We start from the raw sequence: 18,786 nt of genomic DNA, 5'->3' as shown, positions 1-18,786 counted from the left end.
CACCTTTGTAGCAGCTGCCGAGCCCGCGAGGCTGCGTTCGGCTGCGAAGCAGTCGTGAGTCCAGCTGACGCGGCCTGCCTGATGTACCGCGATTATTGAATTACGACTGCTTCGCAGCCGAACGCAGCCTCGCGGGCTCGGCAGCTGCTACAGATCGCATTACCGCTTGACTGATCGGCATTAGCCACATCGGCCCGTGTAAACAGACGCTTTGAAACTGGAAAGGTTATCGGGTTCCAGCCTTGGCACCCGATAGTCATTTTTACAGACAAGTGGCCAGAACCCGCACCAGCTTTTGCGCGCGCGGGTCCATCAAGACGTACGGCCCCAGGGTATTTGTCACAAATCCGAAAGCCACATCGTGCTCCGGGTCGGCAAAACCGATGGAACCGCCAGCACCCGGATGACCAAACGCCCGCGGGCCAAGGCCGAAGGTGGCATTGGCAACGTCCGGTTGATCGAGCATGCAACCCAGGCCGAAACGGGTCCGGGTCAGTAACGTTTTGTCCTCGCCGAGGCTGTGCTCGCGAGTCAGTTCATCGAGCATTTCGCTTTCAAGCAGGCTGCCATCGAGCAGACCGGCATAGAACCCGGCCAGGCTACGGGCATTGCCATGGCCATTGGCGGCCGGCTGTTGCATGCGTCGCCACTCAGGTTTGTTGGTGCTGGTCATGATCGATGGCGGGTTAGTGAACGCCCGGGTCGTCATGGCCGTTGGCTCGCGCATGGTCACTTGCAGCAGGCGCTGGGCGGCGGCATCGCCGACATTGCCCTTGCCCCGCGCAATGTGGGCCACGCGATGGAACTCTTCGTCGGCCAGGCCCACATGGAAGTCCAGGCCCAACGGCCTGGCGACCCGCGCGACGATGGATTCACCCGGCCCACGACCGTCGGCACGGCGCAGCAATTCACCGACCAGCCAACCATAGGTGATCGCCGCGTAACCGTGGCCTTCGCCCGGCGTCCACCACGGCGTTTCGGCGGCCAGGGCGTCGACCATGGTTTGCCAGTCGTAAAGGGCTTCGGGGGCCAGTAACTCGCGCAATGCCGGAAGACCGGCCTGATGGCAGAGCAGTTGACGCAGGGTGACGGACTCTTTACCGGCAGCGGCAAATTCGGGCCAGTAGCGCGCGACCGGGGCATCCAGTTGCAGCTTGCCTTCGGCCACCAATTGCAGCGCGGTGACGGCGGTGAAGGTCTTGGTGCAGGAGAACAGGTTGGCGATAGTATCGCTGTGCCAGGCCTCGGCCCCATCCTTGTCGGCAGTGCCGGCCCACAGATCGACAACGGTTTCGCCACCGACCTGGATGCACAACGCTGCGCCACGCTCCTGGGGATCGTCGAACAGCGCCGCGAACGCCTCTCGCACCGCTTCGAACTTAAGCTCGTAATGACCCTGAATCTGCACCCGCAACTCCCCGGATTAACGCTCTACAAAGTGGTCGGCATTGTTCCAGCCCTTGAGGGTTTTGGGAACAGGGTTGGGCTGGATGGTCAGTCACTCATAAAACTGATCGGAAACCTATCGCGTCCGTATAGACGCCTTCGCGAGCAAGCCCGCTCCCACATTTGCCCGTATTCCTTCTGGAAGAACACGGTCGAATGTGGGAGCGGGCTTGCTCGCGAAGAACGATAACGCGGTTTCAGCGATTAATGACCATTCCCGGAATGCCCACCAGCGCCCTTCCCCGGGCCCTTGCCGGCCTCGGCCTTCCTGCCGCCCTCGGCATCGTGGCTGGCTTTGTCGGCGGCGGCCGCAGCCTTCTCGGCTTCTTTGCCCAATTGCTCGACTGTCGCCAGGTTGCTCTTGCGAACGCTGTCGACAAAACCCTGGAACGGCAGATCAGTGATGCCCACCAACCCGAAGTGACCGTTTTCACCATCAAGCAAGCGCCCGGTGACCGGTTGATCGAGGTACTGGAACCAATGCACGCCGACAATCGACGGTTCGCTCAATGCCTGCTTGAGGAAGTTGGCGTACGCCGGACCACGGTCTTCCTCCTTCGCCAATGGCGTGACGCCACCCCAGAACGGGCCACGATCAACCGAGCCGAAGTTGAACTCGGTGATCAGCACCGGTTTGTCGAGACTGCGCAGCTTGGCGAAGTCGTAACCATCCTGGGGTTGCAGGGTGTACATGTTGAAGCTCAACACGTCGCAGTACTGGGCGCAGGACTCCACGGCTTCCGGGGTGCTGATCGCGAAACGGCCGCCGAGCAGCAACTGGTTCGGCGCGTGCCACTTGAGTGAGTCGGAGATGGTCTTGAAGTAAGTGTCGGCAAAGACCCTCTGGAAGTATTTGAAGTCGGCTTCGATTTCCGGGTGCTCGGCACTCGGGAGCGGTGGCACGAACCCCGGATCCTCCATCAGCTCCCAGGCAGACAGATCAATGCCCCAGGCTTTCGACAGGCCCGCCTGATTGCGGTACTTGTCACGCAGCTGCTTGAGGAATGCGCGCTTGGCCGGCACGTCGGTGGTCATTTTCAAGGTGCCGTAGGCCAGGGCATAACGGGCTTTCGGGTCGTCGCCGGGACCGGCCCAGGCCAGTTCGTTGTCGGCGTAGTAACCGATCAGCCACGGATCGTCACGATGGTCGCGGGCAGCAATCGCCACTGCACGCTCGGTGGCCATGGCGAAACGCGGGTCGAATGGGTCGGGCATGCCGCCCCACCAGTCTGTGCCGGTGCTGATGCTGGCGTAGTCACCGACGATCGACAGCGGCAAGGTGTAGGGCACGCGATCAGCGTTGCCCAGTACGGGTGCGCTCCAGTTGCCAATGGTGTTGAAACCCCAAGCCTGCAAACGGTCAAGGGTGTGACTGGCCCAGCGCTGCTCGTCGAACAGCGCCTTGCACGGTTCGACAGATTTGGACACAGCGGCTGTCGCTACCGTCGCTTCGGTCTTGGCCGCTTCGGCAACACCAGCCTTGGTATCGCTGCCCTTCGCGCATGGATCGCCATACAGACGCTGCAGGTTGGCACCGTAGAAGTCGTACCAGCGCCCAGCATTGTAGCCGCGCCCTTGATCGGCACCGTTACCGCCACGGTTGTCGCCTTCGCCGTAGAAACTGGCCAGTGCCTCGTCAGCCTTGGGCAGGGATTCGAACATCCACTCGCGACCGGCAACATAGGTCTGGTTGACATCCGGGGCCACTGTATTGACCCCGAGGGAATAGAACGGGTGGCCTTCAGGCGTCACCAGGTACCAGCGACCATCGCGTTTCTCGGTGCGGAAAAAGCCACTGGCCTTGAATGACGGGCCTTTGGTCAATCCGCCGAATTTGTCCAGCGAAGACTTCTGACGCTCGGCCAGCCAGGTTTTCAGTTGCTGCTGCTCCTTGCCGACGGCGCCTTTCAGTTGATCGTCACTGCTGACTTTTTCCGGCCATTTGGCCCGGGTCGACTGGCCATACGCGTCCACCAACCCGCCAAACACGGCTTGGGTGACCGACTCGCCGTCCTGCACACCAAAGCGCTCCAGCAGGATGCTTTGCGCGGCTTTCGGCTGGTCCATCGACAAAGTCACGGACACCACCTGGCTGCGATCCAGCTCACCGGCGCTACTGGCCAGCAACACACGCTGGCCCTCGACGGTCATCGGCATCGGCGGGCCCGCCTTCATGCCCTGGCTCAGCGCCGATGTCGCCTGCAAAGGCACCAGCAGGGTTTGCGCAGGCCCCGCCGGCAGATCGACGCGGCTGACCAGTGTCTTGCCGTCGTTGCTCTGGATGGTCACGTACAGGGTCAAGGCCCAGTTCATCGCGCTCTGGATCCGCAGACTCATGACGCCTGACTGCGACCAGTCCCAGGCACCGGTCTGCGGGGTCAGGCGCAAAGTCGGCCGGGCGACCGGGTTGAACGTCACCCGGCGCAGCACTTCGCCCTCGGGGGTTTGCTCGGCGTTGGATTGCGGCAGGCTGGCGTCCTGAGTCGCCACCTGGACCACGTCGGCGGGGCGCACAAAGTTGAACAGCGTCTGCTGGCTGGCGGGGGCGGCCAACAGCGGTGTTGCGAACAGCAGGGCAAAAACGGCAGGCAACGAACGGCAAATCATGAGAACGAAATTCTCCCTAACGACCTTCAATGGGCCAGTGGAATAGCGATGGCAGAGAGATAGACAACGCGGCGGGCAAAACTGCCCACCGGTGCTTCAGGAAATTTCTCGACGGAACGGCGGCAACGCGTTGAGGATGGCTTTGCCATAGCGCTGGGTCACCAGGCGCCGGTCGAGCAAGGTGATGGTGCCGCGGTCTTCTTCGGTGCGTAGCAAGCGACCGCAGGCCTGGACCAGCTTCAGCGAGGCGTCCGGCACGGAGATTTCCATGAACGGATTGCCGCCCCGGGCTTCGATCCACTCGGCCAGCGCCGCTTCGACCGGATCATCGGGTACCGAGAAAGGAATCTTGGCAATGACCACGTGCTCGCAATAGGCACCGGGCAAGTCGACCCCTTCGGCGAAGCTCGCCAGACCGAACAACACGCTGGAATCGCCGCCATCGACTCGCGCCTTGTGCTTGTTCAGGGTTTCCTGTTTCGACAGGTTGCCCTGGATGAACACTTGCTTGCGCCAGTCGCGGTCCAGGCCGTCGAACACGTCCTGCATCTGTTTGCGCGAGGAAAACAGCACCAGCGTGCCCCGCGAGCCTTCGACCAATTCAGGCAGGTCACGAATGATCGCGGCGGTATGCGCCGCTGCATCACGGGGATCGGCGTTCAGGTTCGGCACCCGCAACACACCGGCGTCGGCATGATGGAACGGGCTTGGCACCACCGCCGTCACGGCTTTTTTCGGCAGGCCGGCGCGCATGCGGAAGCGGTCGAAGGTGCCGAGGGCAGTCAGGGTCGCCGACGTCACCAGGCAGCCATAGGCGACGTTCCACAGGTTGCGCCGAAGCATTTCCGCCGCGAGGATGGGGCTTGCGTTGACCTCGATGTCGAACAGCGAGCCACTCTCGGCCAGGGTCAGCCAGCGGGCCATGGGCGGGTTGTCCTCCGGGTCTTCGACGGTGAAGGCGGTCCACAACTCCCAGTTACCGGAAGAACGCGACAACAGACTGCCGAACAGCGGATACCACTCCTCGGCCTGGTTGCTGGCGATGCCGATGTTCACCTCGCCGTCCATGCCTTCCTTGAGCAGCTCGGTCAGACGGGTGAACAAGTCGGTCAGCCGCGCGAAGCCTTTCTTCAGCTCGATGCCCATTTCACGCATGTGCTCGGGAATCACCCCGCCGACGAATCGGTGACGCGGGCGCTCGCGGCCTTCAACGTCTTCGCCGGGTTTGAAATCGGCAATCTGCTCGCAGGCGGTGAACATGAACTGCTGCTGGGTCTTGATCTCCCGCGCCAGCTCCGGCACCTGTTCGATCAACTTGCCCAGATCGCCCGGCAACGGGTGCTGGGCCAGCAGTTTGGTGAGGTTCTTGGCGGTGGTTTCCAGCCAGTCGGCGGTGGAGCGCAGGCGCGTGTAATGGGCGAAGTGGCCGATGGCCTTGTCCGGCAGGTGATGGCCTTCGTCGAACACGTAGATGGTGTCGCGCGGGTCCGGCAATACCGCGCCGCCGCCCAGGGCCAGGTCAGCCAGGACCATGTCGTGGTTGGTGACGATCACGTCGACCTTGCCCATGCCTTCGCGGGCCTTGTAGAAGACGCACTGGCCGAAGTTCGGGCAATGACGGTTGGTGCACTGGCTGTGATCGGTGGTCAGGCGCGCCCAGTCGGCGTCTTCCAGGGCGGTGGACCAACTGTCGCGGTCGCCGTCCCACTTATTGCCGGCGAGTTTTTCGATCATGCTGGTGAACAGCTTCTGGCTGGCCTCGTCGACCTCGATCTTGAAACCTTCTTCTTCGAACAGCTGCGCGGTGGCCGTTTGCGCGTGGCCTTCCTGGAGCAGCATGTCGAGCTTGGACAGGCACATGTAGCGCCCGCGGCCCTTGGCCAGGGCGAAGCTGAAATTCAGCCCGCTGTTGCGCATAAGGTCGGGCAAGTCCTTGTAGACGATCTGCTCCTGCAGGGCCACGGTGGCCGTGGCGATCACCAGGCGCTTGCCGGCGGCCTTCGCCGTGGGAATCGCCGCCAGGCTGTAGGCCACGGTCTTGCCGGTACCGGTGCCGGCTTCCACCGCGACTATCGCGGGGTCGCCACTGCGCCGGCCTTCGTCGTCGGTGTCGATGTCACCCAGGACCTTGGCGACTTCGGCGATCATCAGGCGTTGGCCGTAGCGCGGCTTGAGGCTCTTGGCTTCGAGAAAACGCGAGTAGGCGCCCTGGATCGTGGTTTTGAGTTCAGTGCTGATCATGGATTGTCGGGCGCAAAAAACGCTGGATAAATTTTCAGTGGTTCGGATCGACGGCTATCATACCCCGCTAATGAATCCCGCGCAGAACGGAGTAACCCAATGACACCTTTTAGCCTCGTTTATAGCCTGCATGTACTGGCCGCCCTGGTCTGGGTCGGCGGCATGTTTTTCGCCTGGATGGTCCTGCGCCCCGCCGCGGTCAAGGCACTTGAAGGCCCTGCCCGGCTGAAGCTGTGGATAGAAGTGTTTCAAGGCTTTTTCCGCTGGGTCTGGGTGGCGGTGGTGCTGTTGCCGGTCAGCGGCGTGGGCATGCTGCACATGCATTTCAATGGTTTTGAAGCCGCACCGCGCTATGTGCAGGTGATGATGGGGTTGTATGTGGTGATGACGGCATTGTTTATCCGCATTCAGGCGCTGATGCTGCCGGAGTTGCGCGCAGCCGTGACCGAGCAGGATTGGCCGGCCGGGGCGGCGGTACTGGGGCGGATTCGCCGATTGGTGGGGATCAATTTGTTGGTGGGGTTGGCTGTGGTGGCGATTGCTGCGGCTCGGCCGATGCTCTAAAAGCATCGTCGGAACGCCGCCCGGACCAAGCCCGCTCCCACAGTGGAATTGCAGTGTGGTGACTGTATTGTGAACACCACTGGACCCTGTGGGAGCGGGCTTGCCCGCGATGATGACTGATCAGACAATACTGATTTAACTGATTACAACCGCTGCACAGTCACCGAACCCGCCGCACCTTCTGGCCCTGGCTGACCATCAGCCCCAGGTTTACCGCTCTTGCCGCCATCGGCCTTGTAAACCAGGCAACCCTTGGCCTTGCCACCCGCGCCCGGTTTACCGCCGGGGCCGGCCAGGCCACCGGCACCGCCGGCCACCTGAACCTTGATCCGCTCTGCCGGGAAGTCGTGGGGCACGGCCAGCTTGACCAGCGCCCCCGGTGCTCCCGGCTGGCCATTGCTGCCATCACTGCCATCGGCGCCGCGCCCCGCCTGCCCCCAGGTGCAGCCCGGTTCCTGGCCGTTGGCCCCATCAAGGCCAACGAACCCCGGTGCGCCCGCGCCACCGCGAGCATCAACGATCAATTGCGCTGCGTTCAGTGTCTTGATCTGCAAATCAAGGTTGCGCCCTGATCGAGCGGCCTTCTGGTAGGTCCCGGGGGCGCCACGGGAGGTGATCTGGCTGCCTTCGGACAAATCAGCGCGACGAACCTTCAGCGCCAGCGCCTGTGCCCCCGGCACGATGGCAATGCGCGCTTCACGCCCCAGATGCAACTCACCCACGGTGACTTCGGTGACGTTCGAAGGAATCAGCAAGGTGCCGTAATCGGCCACTTCCAGGCGCTCCAGTTGCAGGGTGCTGGCGGTGTTGGGCAAGCGCATCAGCGAGTTGGTTTCGACACTCACCACCTGTGCGCAGGCCAATGGGCTGATGAGTGCGGCGAGCAGACAGAGTTTACGCATGGGAAGCCTTCGAAGCGGTGGGGGCTGGAATGGTTTGCAGGTGGAACACGCCGAAAATGACGATCTTCAGGCGGTCAAGCCAGGGATGGGCGCGACCCCGGAGGCTGCGATAGCACAGCAACGCTTCCAGAAGATGGATGAACCCCAACAGGCCGCCGGCCAGATTGACCAACGGGTGCAGCGGAAAGACGAACGGTGTGAGCAGATTGACCAGCACTACCGCCCAGAACAGCAAGGTCAGTAACCGCCCCAGTCCCCATAAGACTTTCATACGCACCCCGATGAGAATTATTGTTTGCGCGCACAGTAACGGCTTCCACGCGGGATAAGCCAGAGGGCAACGGAAAAATCTTCATGAAGGCCGCCAAACGGCCGTCGCAGCGATCACATCAGTCGCCCGACGGCTCTATCTCTGGGCTCAGCGGTTTATATGCAGTTCCACGCGGCGGTTTTTCGCACGACCTTCTTCTGTTTCGTTGTCGGCAATCGGTTGGCTTTCGCCCTTGCCTTCGCTGGTGACTTTGTTCGGCGCCACGCCCTGGCTGATCAAGTATTCCGCCACGCTGCTGGCACGCCGCTCCGACAAGGACTGGTTATAGGCATCCGAACCGACGCTGTCGGTATGGCCGACCACCTTGATGCTGACCACATCGGCATCCAGGAACTGGCTCATCAACGCATCCAGTTGACTCTTGGCCGTCGGGGTCAGGTCGGATTGATTGAAGACAAACAGTAGATCGCTCAGCGTAATGACTTCGGTTTGCGCAGGCTCGGTCTGGACCCTGTCCGGGTACTGCGGCACCTGGCAACCACGATGGTCGACCGGGGTATTGGCGGGAGTATCGGCGCAACGGTCGCGTCGGTCGAAAACGCCGTCGCCGTCTTCGTCGCCATCCTGGGCATAGCAGATCAAGCCGCCGGACAAGATACCCAGCGCCGCTCCACCCGCGGCCCAACCACCACTCTCGATTGCGCCCAGACCACCGCCGACCAGGCCGCCGATGAGGCTGCAAATTGGCCAGGTGCGTTGATTGAGGGGGGCAGTGCCATCGCTGTGGGTCGCGCAGCCGGTCAAGAGGCTGCCCAGTAGCAGAACCGGCAAGACGGTCCTTGTGAGAACGATCATATTGAAAGCTCCTGTGTCCCCGGCCAATACCGGTTACACAGGAGTAAAGACCCGCATCCACGACTGCACAAGGCGCGGATGCGAGGGGGGGTTAACGCTGGATTTTAATTTCGGTACGACGGTTCTGTGCACGACCGTCAGCGGTTTTGTTGTCAGCAACCGGCTGGCTTTCACCAGCACCGACAACCGACACGAAGTTACTACGAGGTACGCCTTGCTCGATGAGGTATTCAACCACCGAGTGGGCGCGTTTATCCGACAGTTTCTGGTTGTAGGTGTCACTGCCCACGCTGTCGGTATGGCCGGTCACGGTCAGTTGAGCGGTAGGGGCCTCGGCCTTCAAGCGAGTGGCAATCTTGTCGAGTACCTGTTTGTCGGACGAGGTAAGCGTGGCTTTGTCAAACTGGAAGTGGACATCGCGGATGACAATGGTTTCTTCCTGGACCACAACCGCTTCTTCGACCACAGGCGCTGGTGGTGGGCAACCGTTGGCATCGACGTGAACGCCTTTTGGCGTGCCTGGGCACTTGTCGCGACTATCCGGCACGCCATCGCCGTCTTCGTCGCCATCGCCGTGCACCCAGCAATAAGCCGCTGCCGTACCGCCGACGAGCAGAGCACCGTACCCTGCCCATGCCGAGCTTTCGGTCGCGCCGAGGCCCGCCCCCACGACACCACCAACCGCCGCACAGGTCGGCCAGTCGGTTTTCTGCAAACCTGCGCAACCAGTCAACACACTGGTTAGCAGAACCAAGGGTAATGCTGTCCGAACTATGCTCATCTAGTTTTCTCCTGAAGGATCGGCTTAGAACCGATTCAGGTAGTAAAGACCCGAGTTTTAAACTCCGCCAGCAATAGGCCATGCTGTTTATTCGCGTATTAACGGCAGGTTGACGCTTTTGTCGCCAGGACGCTCTAGGCCCGAACGTAAGGGCAGGCTAGTCTTGGCAGATCTGATTGAGGATCTTCGATGATTGCAGGTATTTCTTCACGCACGCCGCAACAGGCACTGGCCGCTTTACTTGACCGATATGCCCCCGCGCGCCTGTTGTTGATCGGCGCCAGCGAGTTCCCCGCGCTGGAGGCTTTCAAGCTCGCTCGCCCGGACAGTAGCGTCGCACTCGCTGCCCCCGGGCCGTTGCCCGCCGAGCTGGCGGCCCGCCGTTTCGACCTGGCCCTGGTGGTCGATTGCCTGGAGCATTTGCCCAAGCGCGACGGCCTGAACCTGTTGGGCGGCATCCGCAACCTCAATGCCAGCCGCATCGCAGTACTGGCGGATCTGCCGGCCTGTGGCTGGCAGGAAACGGACTTTTTCTCCCTGGCCCTGCAAGCCAGCGAACGCTTTCAACGGGACGAACAGGTCTTGACCCTGTTTACCTACGATCTGCTTGAATACAAACAAGTCCCCGACTGGCTCAATTCGCGCTTCTGGGCCAATCCGGAAAACTTCGGGAAATACTGGTGGTAATGCAATGAGTACATCCATTTGCCCATGCGGCAGCGGCACCCTGCTCGACGCCTGCTGCGGTCATTACCATGCCGGGCACCCGGCGCCATGCGCGCAAGCCTTGATGCGCTCGCGCTACAGCGCCTATGTGCTGGGGTTGGTCGACTATCTGGTGGCCACCACCCTGCCCGCCCAACAGGCCGGTCTGGACCGTCAATCGATCAGCGACTGGAGCGCGCAAAGTACGTGGCTGGGCCTTGAGGTGGAGAGCTCCGAAGTGCTGGGCGGCCAGCCTGAACACGCTTTCGTGACCTTCACCGCGCGCTGGCACGACAGCAATGGCGAGCACAGTCATCGAGAGCGTTCGGCATTTGTGCAAAATACCGGGCGCTGGTACTTCATCGACCCGACCGTGCCGCTCAAGATCGGACGCAATGACGCCTGCCCGTGCGCGAGTGGGCAGAAGTTCAAGAAATGTTGTGCGGGGTATTTCAGCAGCTAGTACAGGGAATGACTGCCCACCACGCAGGCGCTGTCGAAGGCTGCGATCCTTTGGGTCTAGACTGGTGCTCAAGGGAGAAACACCACGATGATCATCCGCCGCGGCGCACTCTGTCTGCTCACGTTGTTCCTGACTCTGGGACTCGGCGGCTGTGCGTCATGGTTCGACGACGACTTGCCGGACCCCGAGGTCCATCTGGTGAAAATCGAGGTGGTCAGCGCCAAACTGCTGGAACAGAAATTCCTCCTGCACTTTCGCATCGACAACCCCAACGACAGCGACCTGACGGTGCGCAGTCTGGCGTATCGCGTTCACCTGGGTGACATACTGCTGGCCGATGGCGAGTACGAACACTGGTTCACCATCAGCCCCAGGCACAGCGCTTACTTCAAGGTGCCGATCCGCACCAACCTGTGGTCCAAGGTCCGTGAAATGGCCAAACTGCTGAAAAAATCCGATCAACCCATTCCCTACCGTCTGGAAGGTGAGCTGGAAACCGGTATATTCATCGCCCACTACGTGCACCTGGCGCGCAATGGCGTGATAATCGCCGCCGATTTAATTCCGGAGCAACACCGATGACCCAGCAACCCCACGTCCACGGCCCTGACTGCAACCACGATCATGACCATCACCACCATGATCACGACCACGGCCATGTCCACGGTCCGAACTGCGGCCACGCTCACCAGGAACCGGTGCGCAACGCCCTGAAAGACGTCGGCCGCAACGATCCGTGCCCATGCGGCAACGGCAAAAAGTTCAAAAAGTGCCACGGCGCTTGATGCTTCGGGCGGATATCGATATCGCCTGTTGAAACGCCATCGTCGGAACGCCGCCCGGAGCAAGCTCGCTCCCACATTATTACGGTGGACACATTCCCCCTGTGGGAGCGGGCTTGCTCGCGAAGGCGTCGTGTCAGCCAGATTCATGCTGAATGACACACCGCTTTCGCGAGCAAGCCCGCTCCCACAGTTTTTTCAGTCAGCCGAGAAAATTGTTGCGCTACTAGTGACCGTCGCATACTCACCGTGCAAATTCCCCAGCGACATCCCATGCACCTCTTCAGCGCTATGGGCATGGCCGAAAAAATCAGCCTTGTCGAAGGTAAAGCACGCATCCTCGGCCACCCACGTATCAAACCCCAGGTTGCCCGCGGTACGCGCCGTGGATTCCACCGAGTTGTGGGTCGCGACACCGACGATGATCAACTGCCCGATCCCCACCTCGCGCAACTGCGCCTCCAGCCCCGTTGAACAAAACGCATCGGGCACTTGCTTCTGGATCAATCGTTCACCGGCCTTTGGCTGAAACCGTTCCTGAAACTCCACCCCCGACTGCTGCGGCCAGAACACTGAGTCCTCCGAACGGGACAGGTGTTGCACATGGATCACCGGCCGGGCGGTGCGCCGCCAATGGCCGAGCAACTCCAGCATGCGCGCTTCGGCCTGGGGGTTATTCCTGCGACCGAGCCCGGGATGCAGGATGCCTTTTTGTTGATCGATGATGATCAGTGCCGCGTTTGCCTTGAGCTCCATGCCGACTGTTCTCCTGGATTGTTGAGCGTGTCGCACTTCAACATCACCGATTACCGCTGGCAAGCCACTGTTGAGGCTGCGATCTTTGACAAATCCTGAAATAACCTCTTACCCCGCTTGCGCGGCCATCGCCTGCTCACTAACGTAGCGCCTTTATTGCGCCACCACCCCCGCAGGAGCTTTGCCATGGCCTCGCCAGCCCTTACTCATTTTCTACCCCGGTTCGGCGTTGCCGCAGCAGTGGCCGGTGTGTTGAGCCTGACCGGTTGTCAGAACTTCAACGCCCAGGACACCCTCCCGCCGACCTCCGGTGTACAGCCACTCAAGGGACTGGCGCAGAGCGTTTCGGTGCGTCGCAATGCCATGGGCATGCCACTGATCGAAAGCAACAGCTTCCACGACGCGCTGTTCACCCTCGGTTACGTACATGCCAGCGATCGCATCACCCAGATGGTCACCCTGCGCCTGCTGGCCCAGGGCCGTTTGGCCGAGATGCACGGTGCAGATCTGCTGGATGCCGACCGTTACATGCGGGCGGTCAACCTGAAGAAAAGTGCCGCCGAGTTGTACAAGGCTTCTTCGCCGCGCCTCAAGCGTTTCTTCGAAGTCTATGCACGCGGGGTCAACGCCTACCTGTTCCGCTACCGCGACAAACTGCCGGCGGATCTGACAGCCACCGGCTACAAGCCTGAATACTGGCAACCGGAAGATTCGGCGCTGATTTTCTGCCTGCTGAACTTCAGCCAGTCGACCAACCTGCCGGAAGAAATTTCCTCTCTGGTACTGGCCCAGACCGTCACCACCGACAAACTGGCGTGGCTGACGCCGTCGGCTCCCGACGAAAAACTGCCGGCCGCCGAAAGCGAAAAACTGCAAGGCATCAAGCTCAACGGGCAAGTACCGGGGCTGGCCGAACTCAGTAAGGCCACTGGCCAACTGTCGGACCTCAACCTGCTGGGCGCCACCTCGTCGAACAACTGGGCCATCGCCCCGCAACGCAGCCGCAGCGGCAAGAGCCTGCTGGCCAGTGACAGTCACGGTCCGCTGGGCGTGCCTTCCTTGTTCAGTTACGTGCAGATTCGCGCGCCAAAGTATCAGGCGTCCGGCGTGACCATCGCGGGCCTGCCGATGGTGCTTGGCGGTTTCAACGGCAAGGTGGCGTGGAGCATGACGTCCGTGATGGGCGACAACCAGGACCTGTTCCTGGAGAAGATCAAGCGCCAGGGCAACGGGCTCACCTACGAAAACGCCGGGAAGTGGCAACCGGCGATCGTGCGCAACGAAACCTATTTCGTCAAAGGCCAGCGGTCGATTCGCGAAGCGGTGTACGAAACCCGCCATGGCCCGCTGCTCAACAGTGCCCAGGGCACCACGCTGGTCAATGGTTTCGGCCTGGCCTTGCAGACGCCGAACTTCACCGACGACAAAACCCTGGACGCGTTCTTCGACCTGTCCCGCGCCCAGAGCGTCGAGAAAGCCTCGGATGCCAGCCGCGAAATCCGCGCCATTGCGCTGAACCTGGTGTTCGCCGATGCCAGCCACATCGGCTGGCAAGTCACCGGTCGTTACCCGAACCGTCGTGAAGGCGAAGGCCTGCTGCCCTCGCCGGGCTGGGAAGGTCGTTACGATTGGGACGGTTACGCCGACCCAATGCTGCACCCGTACGACCAGGACCCGGCTCAGGGTTGGCTCGGCACCGCCAACCAGCGAGTCATTCCCCATGGCTACGGCATGCAGCTGTCCAATTCATGGGCGGCTCCGGAGCGCGGCGAGCGCCTGGCCGAACTGGCCGGCGCAGGCAAACACGACAGCCGCAGCCTGATCGCCATGCAATACGACCAGACCACCAACTTCGCTGCCAAGCTGAAGAAAATGTTTGAAGCGCCGGGTATGGCCCAGCCGCTCAAACAAGCCATGGACGCCTTGCCGCCGGCCGATCGCGCCAAGGCACACGAAGCCTACAGCCGCTTGATGGCGTTCGACGGCAAGCTCGGCCCGGCCTCCACCGATGCGGCCATCTACGAACTGTTTCTGCAGGAAAGCACGCGGCAGATCTTCCTCGATGAACTGGGCCCGCAAAGCAGCCCGGCGTGGAAAGCCTTTGTCACCGACGGCAAGTTGTCCTACGCGGCCCAGGCCGATCACTTGCTCGGGCGTGAGGACAGCCCGTTCTGGGATGACGTGCGCACTGCACAGAAAGAAGACAAACCGGCCATCCTCGCTCGCAGCCTCGCCGCCGCAATCAGCGCCGGCGACAGCCAGTTGGGCGGTGATCACAAAGCCTGGCAGTGGGGCAAACTGCATCGCTATGAATGGAAAAACAGCAGCGGCCAGACCGTACGCGGCCCCCTGCCGGCCGGCGGCGATCACACCACCCTCAACACCGCCGCCTTCGCCTGGGGCCAGGACTTCAACACCACGCTGGCGCCAGCCATGCGCTTTATCGTCGACTTCGGCCAGTCCGAACCGCTGATGGCGCAGAACGGCACCGGTCAGTCCGGCAACCCGGCCAGCCCGAACTACCTCAACAGCATCGAGCCGTGGCTCAAGGGCCAGTACATGAGCCTGCCGATGCAGCCGCAGAACTTCGACAACGCCTATGGCAAGGCGCGGTTGACGTTGACACCAGGAAAGTAACCCAGCCCTTTACTTGCTCGCGATGGCGGTCCGACATTCAACATAGAGGTTGAATGTCGGACCGCCATCGCCGTTGCGCTGATGCAAGGACAAGTCGTGTCGACGAGGTGGAGAGACTGGCACCCCGCTCAGTCAAACGGTTTTTTGTGGCGAGATGATTTGGTGCACCCATTTCCCTGCGCCCGTTTTCGTGCATAAATCTGTCTCCGGCCATTTCCAAGCACCTTTTAAAACGCTTGTTCGGCACTCTGGTTCGGAAATTGCTACTTTCAACAGGTCTTACGCTTTCCAGTAACAATAATTCTGCGCCACAAGCGCTCATATTGGTTTTTAGGGATTGAATAATGAAAAAAGCATTGCTGACCCTTTCTGCACTGGCGTTGTGCATGGCTGCTGGCTCCGCCATGGCGAAGGAATACAAAGAACTGCGTTTCGGCGTTGACCCTTCCTACGCACCGTTCGAATCGAAAGCGGCCGATGGCAGCCTGGTAGGTTTTGACATCGATCTGGGCAACGCGATCTGCGCCGAACTGAAGGTCAAGTGCAAATGGGTCGAAAGCGATTTCGACGGCATGATTCCGGGTCTCAAAGCCAATAAATTCGACGGTGTGATCTCGTCGATGACCGTTACCGAAGCCCGCGAAAAAGTCATCGACTTCTCCAGCGAACTGTTCTCCGGCCCAACCGCCTACGTATCCAAGAAAGGTTCTGGCGTGACTGAAGACGTCGCCTCGCTCAAGGGCAAGACCGTCGGCTACGAACAAGGCACCATTCAGGAAGCCTATGCCAAAGCCGTTCTGGACAAGGCCGGCGTGAAAACCCAGGCCTACGCCAACCAGGATCAGGTCTACGCCGACTTGACTTCCGGTCGTCTCGACGCAGGCATTCAGGACATGCTGCAAGCCGAACTGGGCTTCCTGAAGTCGCCACAGGGCGCCGACTACGATGTCAGCAAGCCGGTCGACAACGCTTTGCTGCCATCCAAGACAGCCATCGGCATTAAGAAAGGTAACACCGAGCTGAAAGCACTTTTGGATAAAGGTATCAAAGCGTTACACGATGATGGCACCTACGCCACCATTCAGAAGAAACACTTTGGCGATCTGAATCTGTACAGCGGCAAATAATGCCCGGCGCCCATCTCTCGATGGGCGCTTTTTTCATCCGATCAGGTTGCTGATTTATGTTCGAAAACCTATTAGAAAATCTGGGGCTCTCTGCCTTCAGCCTCAAGGGCTTCGGTCCGCTGCTGATGGAAGGCACCTGGATGACGATCAAGTTGTCGGCGTTGTCGCTGTTGGTGGCCGTGTTGCTCGGGCTGCTCGGCGCCAGTGCCAAGCTGTCAAAAGTCAAACTGATGCGCGTGCCTGCCCAGCTCTACACCACACTCATTCGCGGCGTTCCGGACCTGGTCCTGATGCTGCTGATCTTCTACAGCCTGCAAACCTGGCTAACGTCGCTTACCGATTACATGGAATGGGAATACATCGAGATCAACCCATTCAGTGCCGGGGTCATTACCCTGGGCTTCATCTACGGTGCGTACTTCACCGAAACCTTCCGTGGCGCTATCCTCGCCGTCCCACGGGGTCAGGTCGAAGCGGCCACCGCCTATGGCCTCAAGCGCGGCCAGCGTTTCTGGATCGTGGTGTTCCCGCAGATGATGCGTTATGCCCTGCCGGGTATCGGCAACAACTGGATGGTGATGCTCAAGGCCACGGCCCTGGTGTCGATCATCGGCCTCGCCGACCTGGTCAAGGCCGCCCAGGACGCCGGTAAGAGTACCTATCAGCTGTTTTATTTCCTGGTGCTTGCCGCGTTGATTTACCTGGTGATCACCAGCGCATCCAACTTCATCCTGCGCTGGCTCGAACGTCGTTACTCCGCCGGGACCCGAGAGGCCGTACGATGATCGAACTCCTGCAGGAATACTGGAAACCCTTCCTCTATAGCGACGGCAACAACATCACCGGCCTGGCCATGACGATGTGGCTGCTCAGCGCTTCGATCTTCATCGGTTTTATCGTGTCGATCCCGCTGTCCATCGCCCGCGTATCGCCGCACTTCTACATCCGTTGGCCGGTGCAGTTCTATACCTACCTGTTCCGTGGCACGCCGCTCTATATCCAGTTGCTGATCTGTTACACGGGGATCTACAGCCTGGCCGCCATTCGGGCCCAGCCGGCACTGGACGCATTCTTTCGCGATGCGATGAACTGCACGATCCTGGCCTTCGCCCTGAACACCTGCGCCTACACCACGGAGATCTTCGCCGGGGCCATTCGCAGCATGAACCACGGTGAAGTCGAAGCGGCCAAGGCTTACGGCCTGACCGGCTGGAAGCTGTATGCCTACGTGATCATGCCGTCGGCCTTGCGTCGCTCGTTGCCGTACTACAGCAACGAAGTGATCCTGATGCTGCACTCGACCACCGTGGCCTTCACCGCGACCATCCCCGACATCCTGAAAGTCGCGCGGGACGCCAACTCGGCGACCTTCCTGACCTTCCAGTCGTTCGGCATCGCCGCGCTGATCTACCTGACCGTCACTTTTGCGCTGGTCGGCCTGTTCCGCCTTGCCGAACGCCGATGGCTGGCCTTCCTCGGGCCGTCCCACTAGGACTCAACCAGCTTCAGGAAACAACAGATGCGCCACCAGAAACATGACCTGCTGGCCCCGTTGCCGGGGACCGCACGACAGATCCACAGTTTTCACTTCGGCCCACAACCGGCCAACGGCAAGATCTACATCCAGGCCTCCCTGCACGCCGACGAAATGCCCGGCATGCTGGTGGCCTGGCACCTCAAGCAACGCCTGGCGGAGCTGGAAGCCGCCGGTCGCCTGCGCAGCGAAATCGTGCTGGTGCCCGTCGCCAACCCGGTGGGCCTGGAACAGGTACTGATGGATGTGCCGCTGGGTCGCTACGAGCTGGAAAGCGGCCAGAACTTCAACCGCTGGTTCGTCGACCTCAGTGAAGAAGTCGGCAACGCGATCGAGGGCAAGCTCGGTGACGATCCGCAGCACAACCAGCAACTGATCCGCAGCAGCCTGCGCGAGGCGCTGGCCCGGCAGACTGCCGACACCCAATTGCAATCCCAGCGCCTGGCCCTGCAACGATTGGCCTGCGACGCCGACATGGTGCTCGATCTGCATTGCGATTTCGAAGCGGTCGCCCACCTCTACACCACACCTGAAGCCTGGCCGCAGGTCGAGCCGCTGGCCCGCTACATCGGCGCCGAAGCCAGCCTGCTGGCAACCGATTCGGGTGGCCAGTCGTTCGACGAATGCTTCACCCTGCTCTGGTGGCAGTTGAAGGAGCGCTTCGGCGAGCACTTCGACATTCCGCCAGGCAGTTTTTCGGTGACCGTCGAACTGCGCGGCCAGGGCGACGTCAACCACCCGCTCGCCAGCCTGGATTGCCAGGCGCTGATCGATTACCTGATCCATTTCGGCGCAATCGCCGGCGAACCCTCGCCCCTGCCCGAGCTGCCCTACCCGGCCACACCACTGGCCGGTGTTGAGCCGGTGGCCACGCCGGTAGGCGGGCTGCTGGTGTTCACCGCATTACCGGGTCAATACCTGGAAGCCGGGCAACTGATCGCCGAGATCATTGATCCGGTCAACGATCTGGTCACTCCCGTTCATTGCGCCACAGCCGGGCTGATGTATGCCCGCTCGCTGCGCCGCATGGCCACTGCCGGCATGGTGATCGCCCACGTCGCGGGCACCGAAGCCTATCGCAGCGGCTATCTACTTTCGCCTTGAGGATGCACGCC

18 protein-coding genes are annotated in these 18,786 nt (G+C 61.1%); 10 read left to right on the top strand and 8 right to left on the bottom strand.

Annotated elements, in window-relative coordinates; all coding sequences use genetic code 11:
- Positions 1-262: 262 nt before the first annotated feature.
- The 3 genes from AC07W4_RS22045 to dinG form a co-directional block, all read right to left on the bottom strand.
- Positions 263-1,408, bottom strand: a complete 1,146-nt coding sequence (locus AC07W4_RS22045; protein WP_008052130.1) for an EstA family serine hydrolase — start codon at positions 1,406-1,408, stop codon at positions 263-265.
- 242 nt (positions 1,409-1,650) lie between these two features.
- Positions 1,651-4,053 (bottom strand): beta-galactosidase, encoded by a 2,403-nt coding sequence (locus AC07W4_RS22040; protein ID WP_495033976.1) that lies wholly within the window; start codon positions 4,051-4,053, stop codon positions 1,651-1,653.
- Positions 4,054-4,149: 96 nt separating this feature from the next.
- A complete protein-coding gene (gene dinG / locus AC07W4_RS22035; RefSeq protein WP_495033975.1) occupies positions 4,150-6,294 on the bottom strand; it encodes an ATP-dependent DNA helicase DinG in 2,145 nt (714 codons plus the stop codon).
- Between the two features lie 99 nt (positions 6,295-6,393).
- Here dinG and AC07W4_RS22030 point away from each other — a divergent pair, with 99 nt between their 5' ends.
- Entirely contained in the window at positions 6,394-6,858 is a 465-nt protein-coding gene (locus tag AC07W4_RS22030; RefSeq protein ID WP_495033974.1) for a CopD family protein, read from the top strand.
- Between the two features lie 143 nt (positions 6,859-7,001).
- On the opposite strand, the gene AC07W4_RS22025 is transcribed toward AC07W4_RS22030, so the two are convergent.
- The 4 genes from AC07W4_RS22025 to AC07W4_RS22010 form a co-directional block, all read right to left on the bottom strand.
- Positions 7,002-7,760, bottom strand: a complete 759-nt coding sequence (locus AC07W4_RS22025) for a collagen-like triple helix repeat-containing protein (protein ID WP_495033973.1) — start codon at positions 7,758-7,760, stop codon at positions 7,002-7,004.
- Entirely contained in the window at positions 7,753-8,031 is a 279-nt protein-coding gene (locus AC07W4_RS22020) for a DUF1145 domain-containing protein (protein WP_008052134.1), read from the bottom strand. Before AC07W4_RS22020 ends, AC07W4_RS22025 begins: the two co-directional genes overlap by 8 nt.
- Positions 8,032-8,178: 147 nt before the next feature.
- Entirely contained in the window at positions 8,179-8,886 is a 708-nt protein-coding gene (locus AC07W4_RS22015; RefSeq protein WP_495033972.1) for a PA1041 family peptidoglycan-binding anchor lipoprotein, read from the bottom strand.
- A 91-nt stretch (positions 8,887-8,977) separates the two neighbouring features.
- Positions 8,978-9,667: a PA1041 family peptidoglycan-binding anchor lipoprotein gene (locus AC07W4_RS22010; protein ID WP_495033971.1), complete on the bottom strand. Its 690-nt coding sequence runs from the start codon at positions 9,665-9,667 to the stop codon at positions 8,978-8,980.
- A 189-nt stretch (positions 9,668-9,856) separates the two neighbouring features.
- Here AC07W4_RS22010 and AC07W4_RS22005 point away from each other — a divergent pair, with 189 nt between their 5' ends.
- From AC07W4_RS22005 to AC07W4_RS21990, 4 genes are all read left to right on the top strand, one after another.
- Positions 9,857-10,354 carry a DUF6231 family protein gene (locus tag AC07W4_RS22005; RefSeq protein ID WP_495033970.1) on the top strand — a complete coding sequence of 166 codons (498 nt, stop codon included), beginning with the start codon at positions 9,857-9,859 and terminating at the stop codon, positions 10,352-10,354.
- A 4-nt stretch (positions 10,355-10,358) separates the two neighbouring features.
- Positions 10,359-10,835: a YchJ family protein gene (locus AC07W4_RS22000; RefSeq protein WP_008052138.1), complete on the top strand. Its 477-nt coding sequence runs from the start codon at positions 10,359-10,361 to the stop codon at positions 10,833-10,835.
- Positions 10,836-10,922: 87 nt separating this feature from the next.
- Positions 10,923-11,417, top strand: coding sequence for an LEA/WHy family protein (locus AC07W4_RS21995; protein ID WP_495033969.1), 495 nt, complete (start codon positions 10,923-10,925; stop codon positions 11,415-11,417).
- Positions 11,414-11,620, top strand: a complete 207-nt coding sequence (locus AC07W4_RS21990) for an SEC-C metal-binding domain-containing protein (protein ID WP_007955014.1) — start codon at positions 11,414-11,416, stop codon at positions 11,618-11,620. Before AC07W4_RS21995 ends, AC07W4_RS21990 begins: the two co-directional genes overlap by 4 nt.
- Positions 11,621-11,815: 195 nt before the next feature.
- On the opposite strand, the gene AC07W4_RS21985 is transcribed toward AC07W4_RS21990, so the two are convergent.
- Complete coding sequence (locus AC07W4_RS21985) at positions 11,816-12,373, bottom strand: cysteine hydrolase family protein (protein WP_495033968.1); 558 nt, start codon at positions 12,371-12,373, stop codon at positions 11,816-11,818.
- A gap of 186 nt (positions 12,374-12,559) precedes the next feature.
- Here AC07W4_RS21985 and AC07W4_RS21980 point away from each other — a divergent pair, with 186 nt between their 5' ends.
- From AC07W4_RS21980 to AC07W4_RS21960, 5 genes are all read left to right on the top strand, one after another.
- Entirely contained in the window at positions 12,560-15,010 is a 2,451-nt protein-coding gene (locus tag AC07W4_RS21980) for a penicillin acylase family protein (RefSeq protein WP_495033967.1), read from the top strand.
- Between the two features lie 344 nt (positions 15,011-15,354).
- On the top strand, positions 15,355-16,137 hold the full coding sequence (locus AC07W4_RS21975; RefSeq protein ID WP_008052144.1) for a transporter substrate-binding domain-containing protein: 783 nt from the start codon (positions 15,355-15,357) through the stop codon (positions 16,135-16,137).
- Between the two features lie 56 nt (positions 16,138-16,193).
- Positions 16,194-16,922: an ABC transporter permease gene (locus AC07W4_RS21970; RefSeq protein WP_495033966.1), complete on the top strand. Its 729-nt coding sequence runs from the start codon at positions 16,194-16,196 to the stop codon at positions 16,920-16,922.
- Positions 16,919-17,629: an ABC transporter permease gene (locus AC07W4_RS21965; RefSeq protein WP_495033965.1), complete on the top strand. Its 711-nt coding sequence runs from the start codon at positions 16,919-16,921 to the stop codon at positions 17,627-17,629. Before AC07W4_RS21970 ends, AC07W4_RS21965 begins: the two co-directional genes overlap by 4 nt.
- A gap of 27 nt (positions 17,630-17,656) precedes the next feature.
- Positions 17,657-18,775 (top strand): succinylglutamate desuccinylase/aspartoacylase family protein, encoded by a 1,119-nt coding sequence (locus tag AC07W4_RS21960; RefSeq protein WP_495033964.1) that lies wholly within the window; start codon positions 17,657-17,659, stop codon positions 18,773-18,775.
- The last annotated feature ends 11 nt before the right edge of the window (positions 18,776-18,786 follow it).

The sequence above is a fragment of the Pseudomonas sp. GW821-FHT02A08 genome (assembly GCF_059422045.1).
Note: the sequence above shows the minus strand (reverse complement) of the source record. Positions and strands in the feature narration are given on the sequence as shown.

Bases quoted from the DNA above. Each gene is read 5' to 3' on its own strand.
- AC07W4_RS22040 (WP_495033976.1), bottom strand. From the start codon at position 4,053: ATGATTTGCCGTTCGTTGCCTGCCGTTTTTGCCCTGCTGTTCGCAACA.
- dinG (WP_495033975.1), bottom strand. From the start codon at position 6,294: ATGATCAGCACTGAACTCAAAACCACGATCCAGGGCGCCTACTCGCGT.
- AC07W4_RS22030 (WP_495033974.1), top strand. From the start codon at position 6,394: ATGACACCTTTTAGCCTCGTTTATAGCCTGCATGTACTGGCCGCCCTG.
- AC07W4_RS22025 (WP_495033973.1), bottom strand. From the start codon at position 7,760: ATGCGTAAACTCTGTCTGCTCGCCGCACTCATCAGCCCATTGGCCTGC.
- AC07W4_RS22020 (WP_008052134.1), bottom strand. From the start codon at position 8,031: ATGAAAGTCTTATGGGGACTGGGGCGGTTACTGACCTTGCTGTTCTGG.
- AC07W4_RS22015 (WP_495033972.1), bottom strand. From the start codon at position 8,886: ATGATCGTTCTCACAAGGACCGTCTTGCCGGTTCTGCTACTGGGCAGC.
- AC07W4_RS22010 (WP_495033971.1), bottom strand. From the start codon at position 9,667: ATGAGCATAGTTCGGACAGCATTACCCTTGGTTCTGCTAACCAGTGTG.
- AC07W4_RS22005 (WP_495033970.1), top strand. From the start codon at position 9,857: ATGATTGCAGGTATTTCTTCACGCACGCCGCAACAGGCACTGGCCGCT.
- AC07W4_RS22000 (WP_008052138.1), top strand. From the start codon at position 10,359: ATGAGTACATCCATTTGCCCATGCGGCAGCGGCACCCTGCTCGACGCC.
- AC07W4_RS21995 (WP_495033969.1), top strand. From the start codon at position 10,923: ATGATCATCCGCCGCGGCGCACTCTGTCTGCTCACGTTGTTCCTGACT.
- AC07W4_RS21990 (WP_007955014.1), top strand. From the start codon at position 11,414: ATGACCCAGCAACCCCACGTCCACGGCCCTGACTGCAACCACGATCAT.
- AC07W4_RS21985 (WP_495033968.1), bottom strand. From the start codon at position 12,373: ATGGAGCTCAAGGCAAACGCGGCACTGATCATCATCGATCAACAAAAA.
- AC07W4_RS21980 (WP_495033967.1), top strand. From the start codon at position 12,560: ATGGCCTCGCCAGCCCTTACTCATTTTCTACCCCGGTTCGGCGTTGCC.
- AC07W4_RS21975 (WP_008052144.1), top strand. From the start codon at position 15,355: ATGAAAAAAGCATTGCTGACCCTTTCTGCACTGGCGTTGTGCATGGCT.
- AC07W4_RS21970 (WP_495033966.1), top strand. From the start codon at position 16,194: ATGTTCGAAAACCTATTAGAAAATCTGGGGCTCTCTGCCTTCAGCCTC.
- AC07W4_RS21965 (WP_495033965.1), top strand. From the start codon at position 16,919: ATGATCGAACTCCTGCAGGAATACTGGAAACCCTTCCTCTATAGCGAC.
- AC07W4_RS21960 (WP_495033964.1), top strand. From the start codon at position 17,657: ATGCGCCACCAGAAACATGACCTGCTGGCCCCGTTGCCGGGGACCGCA.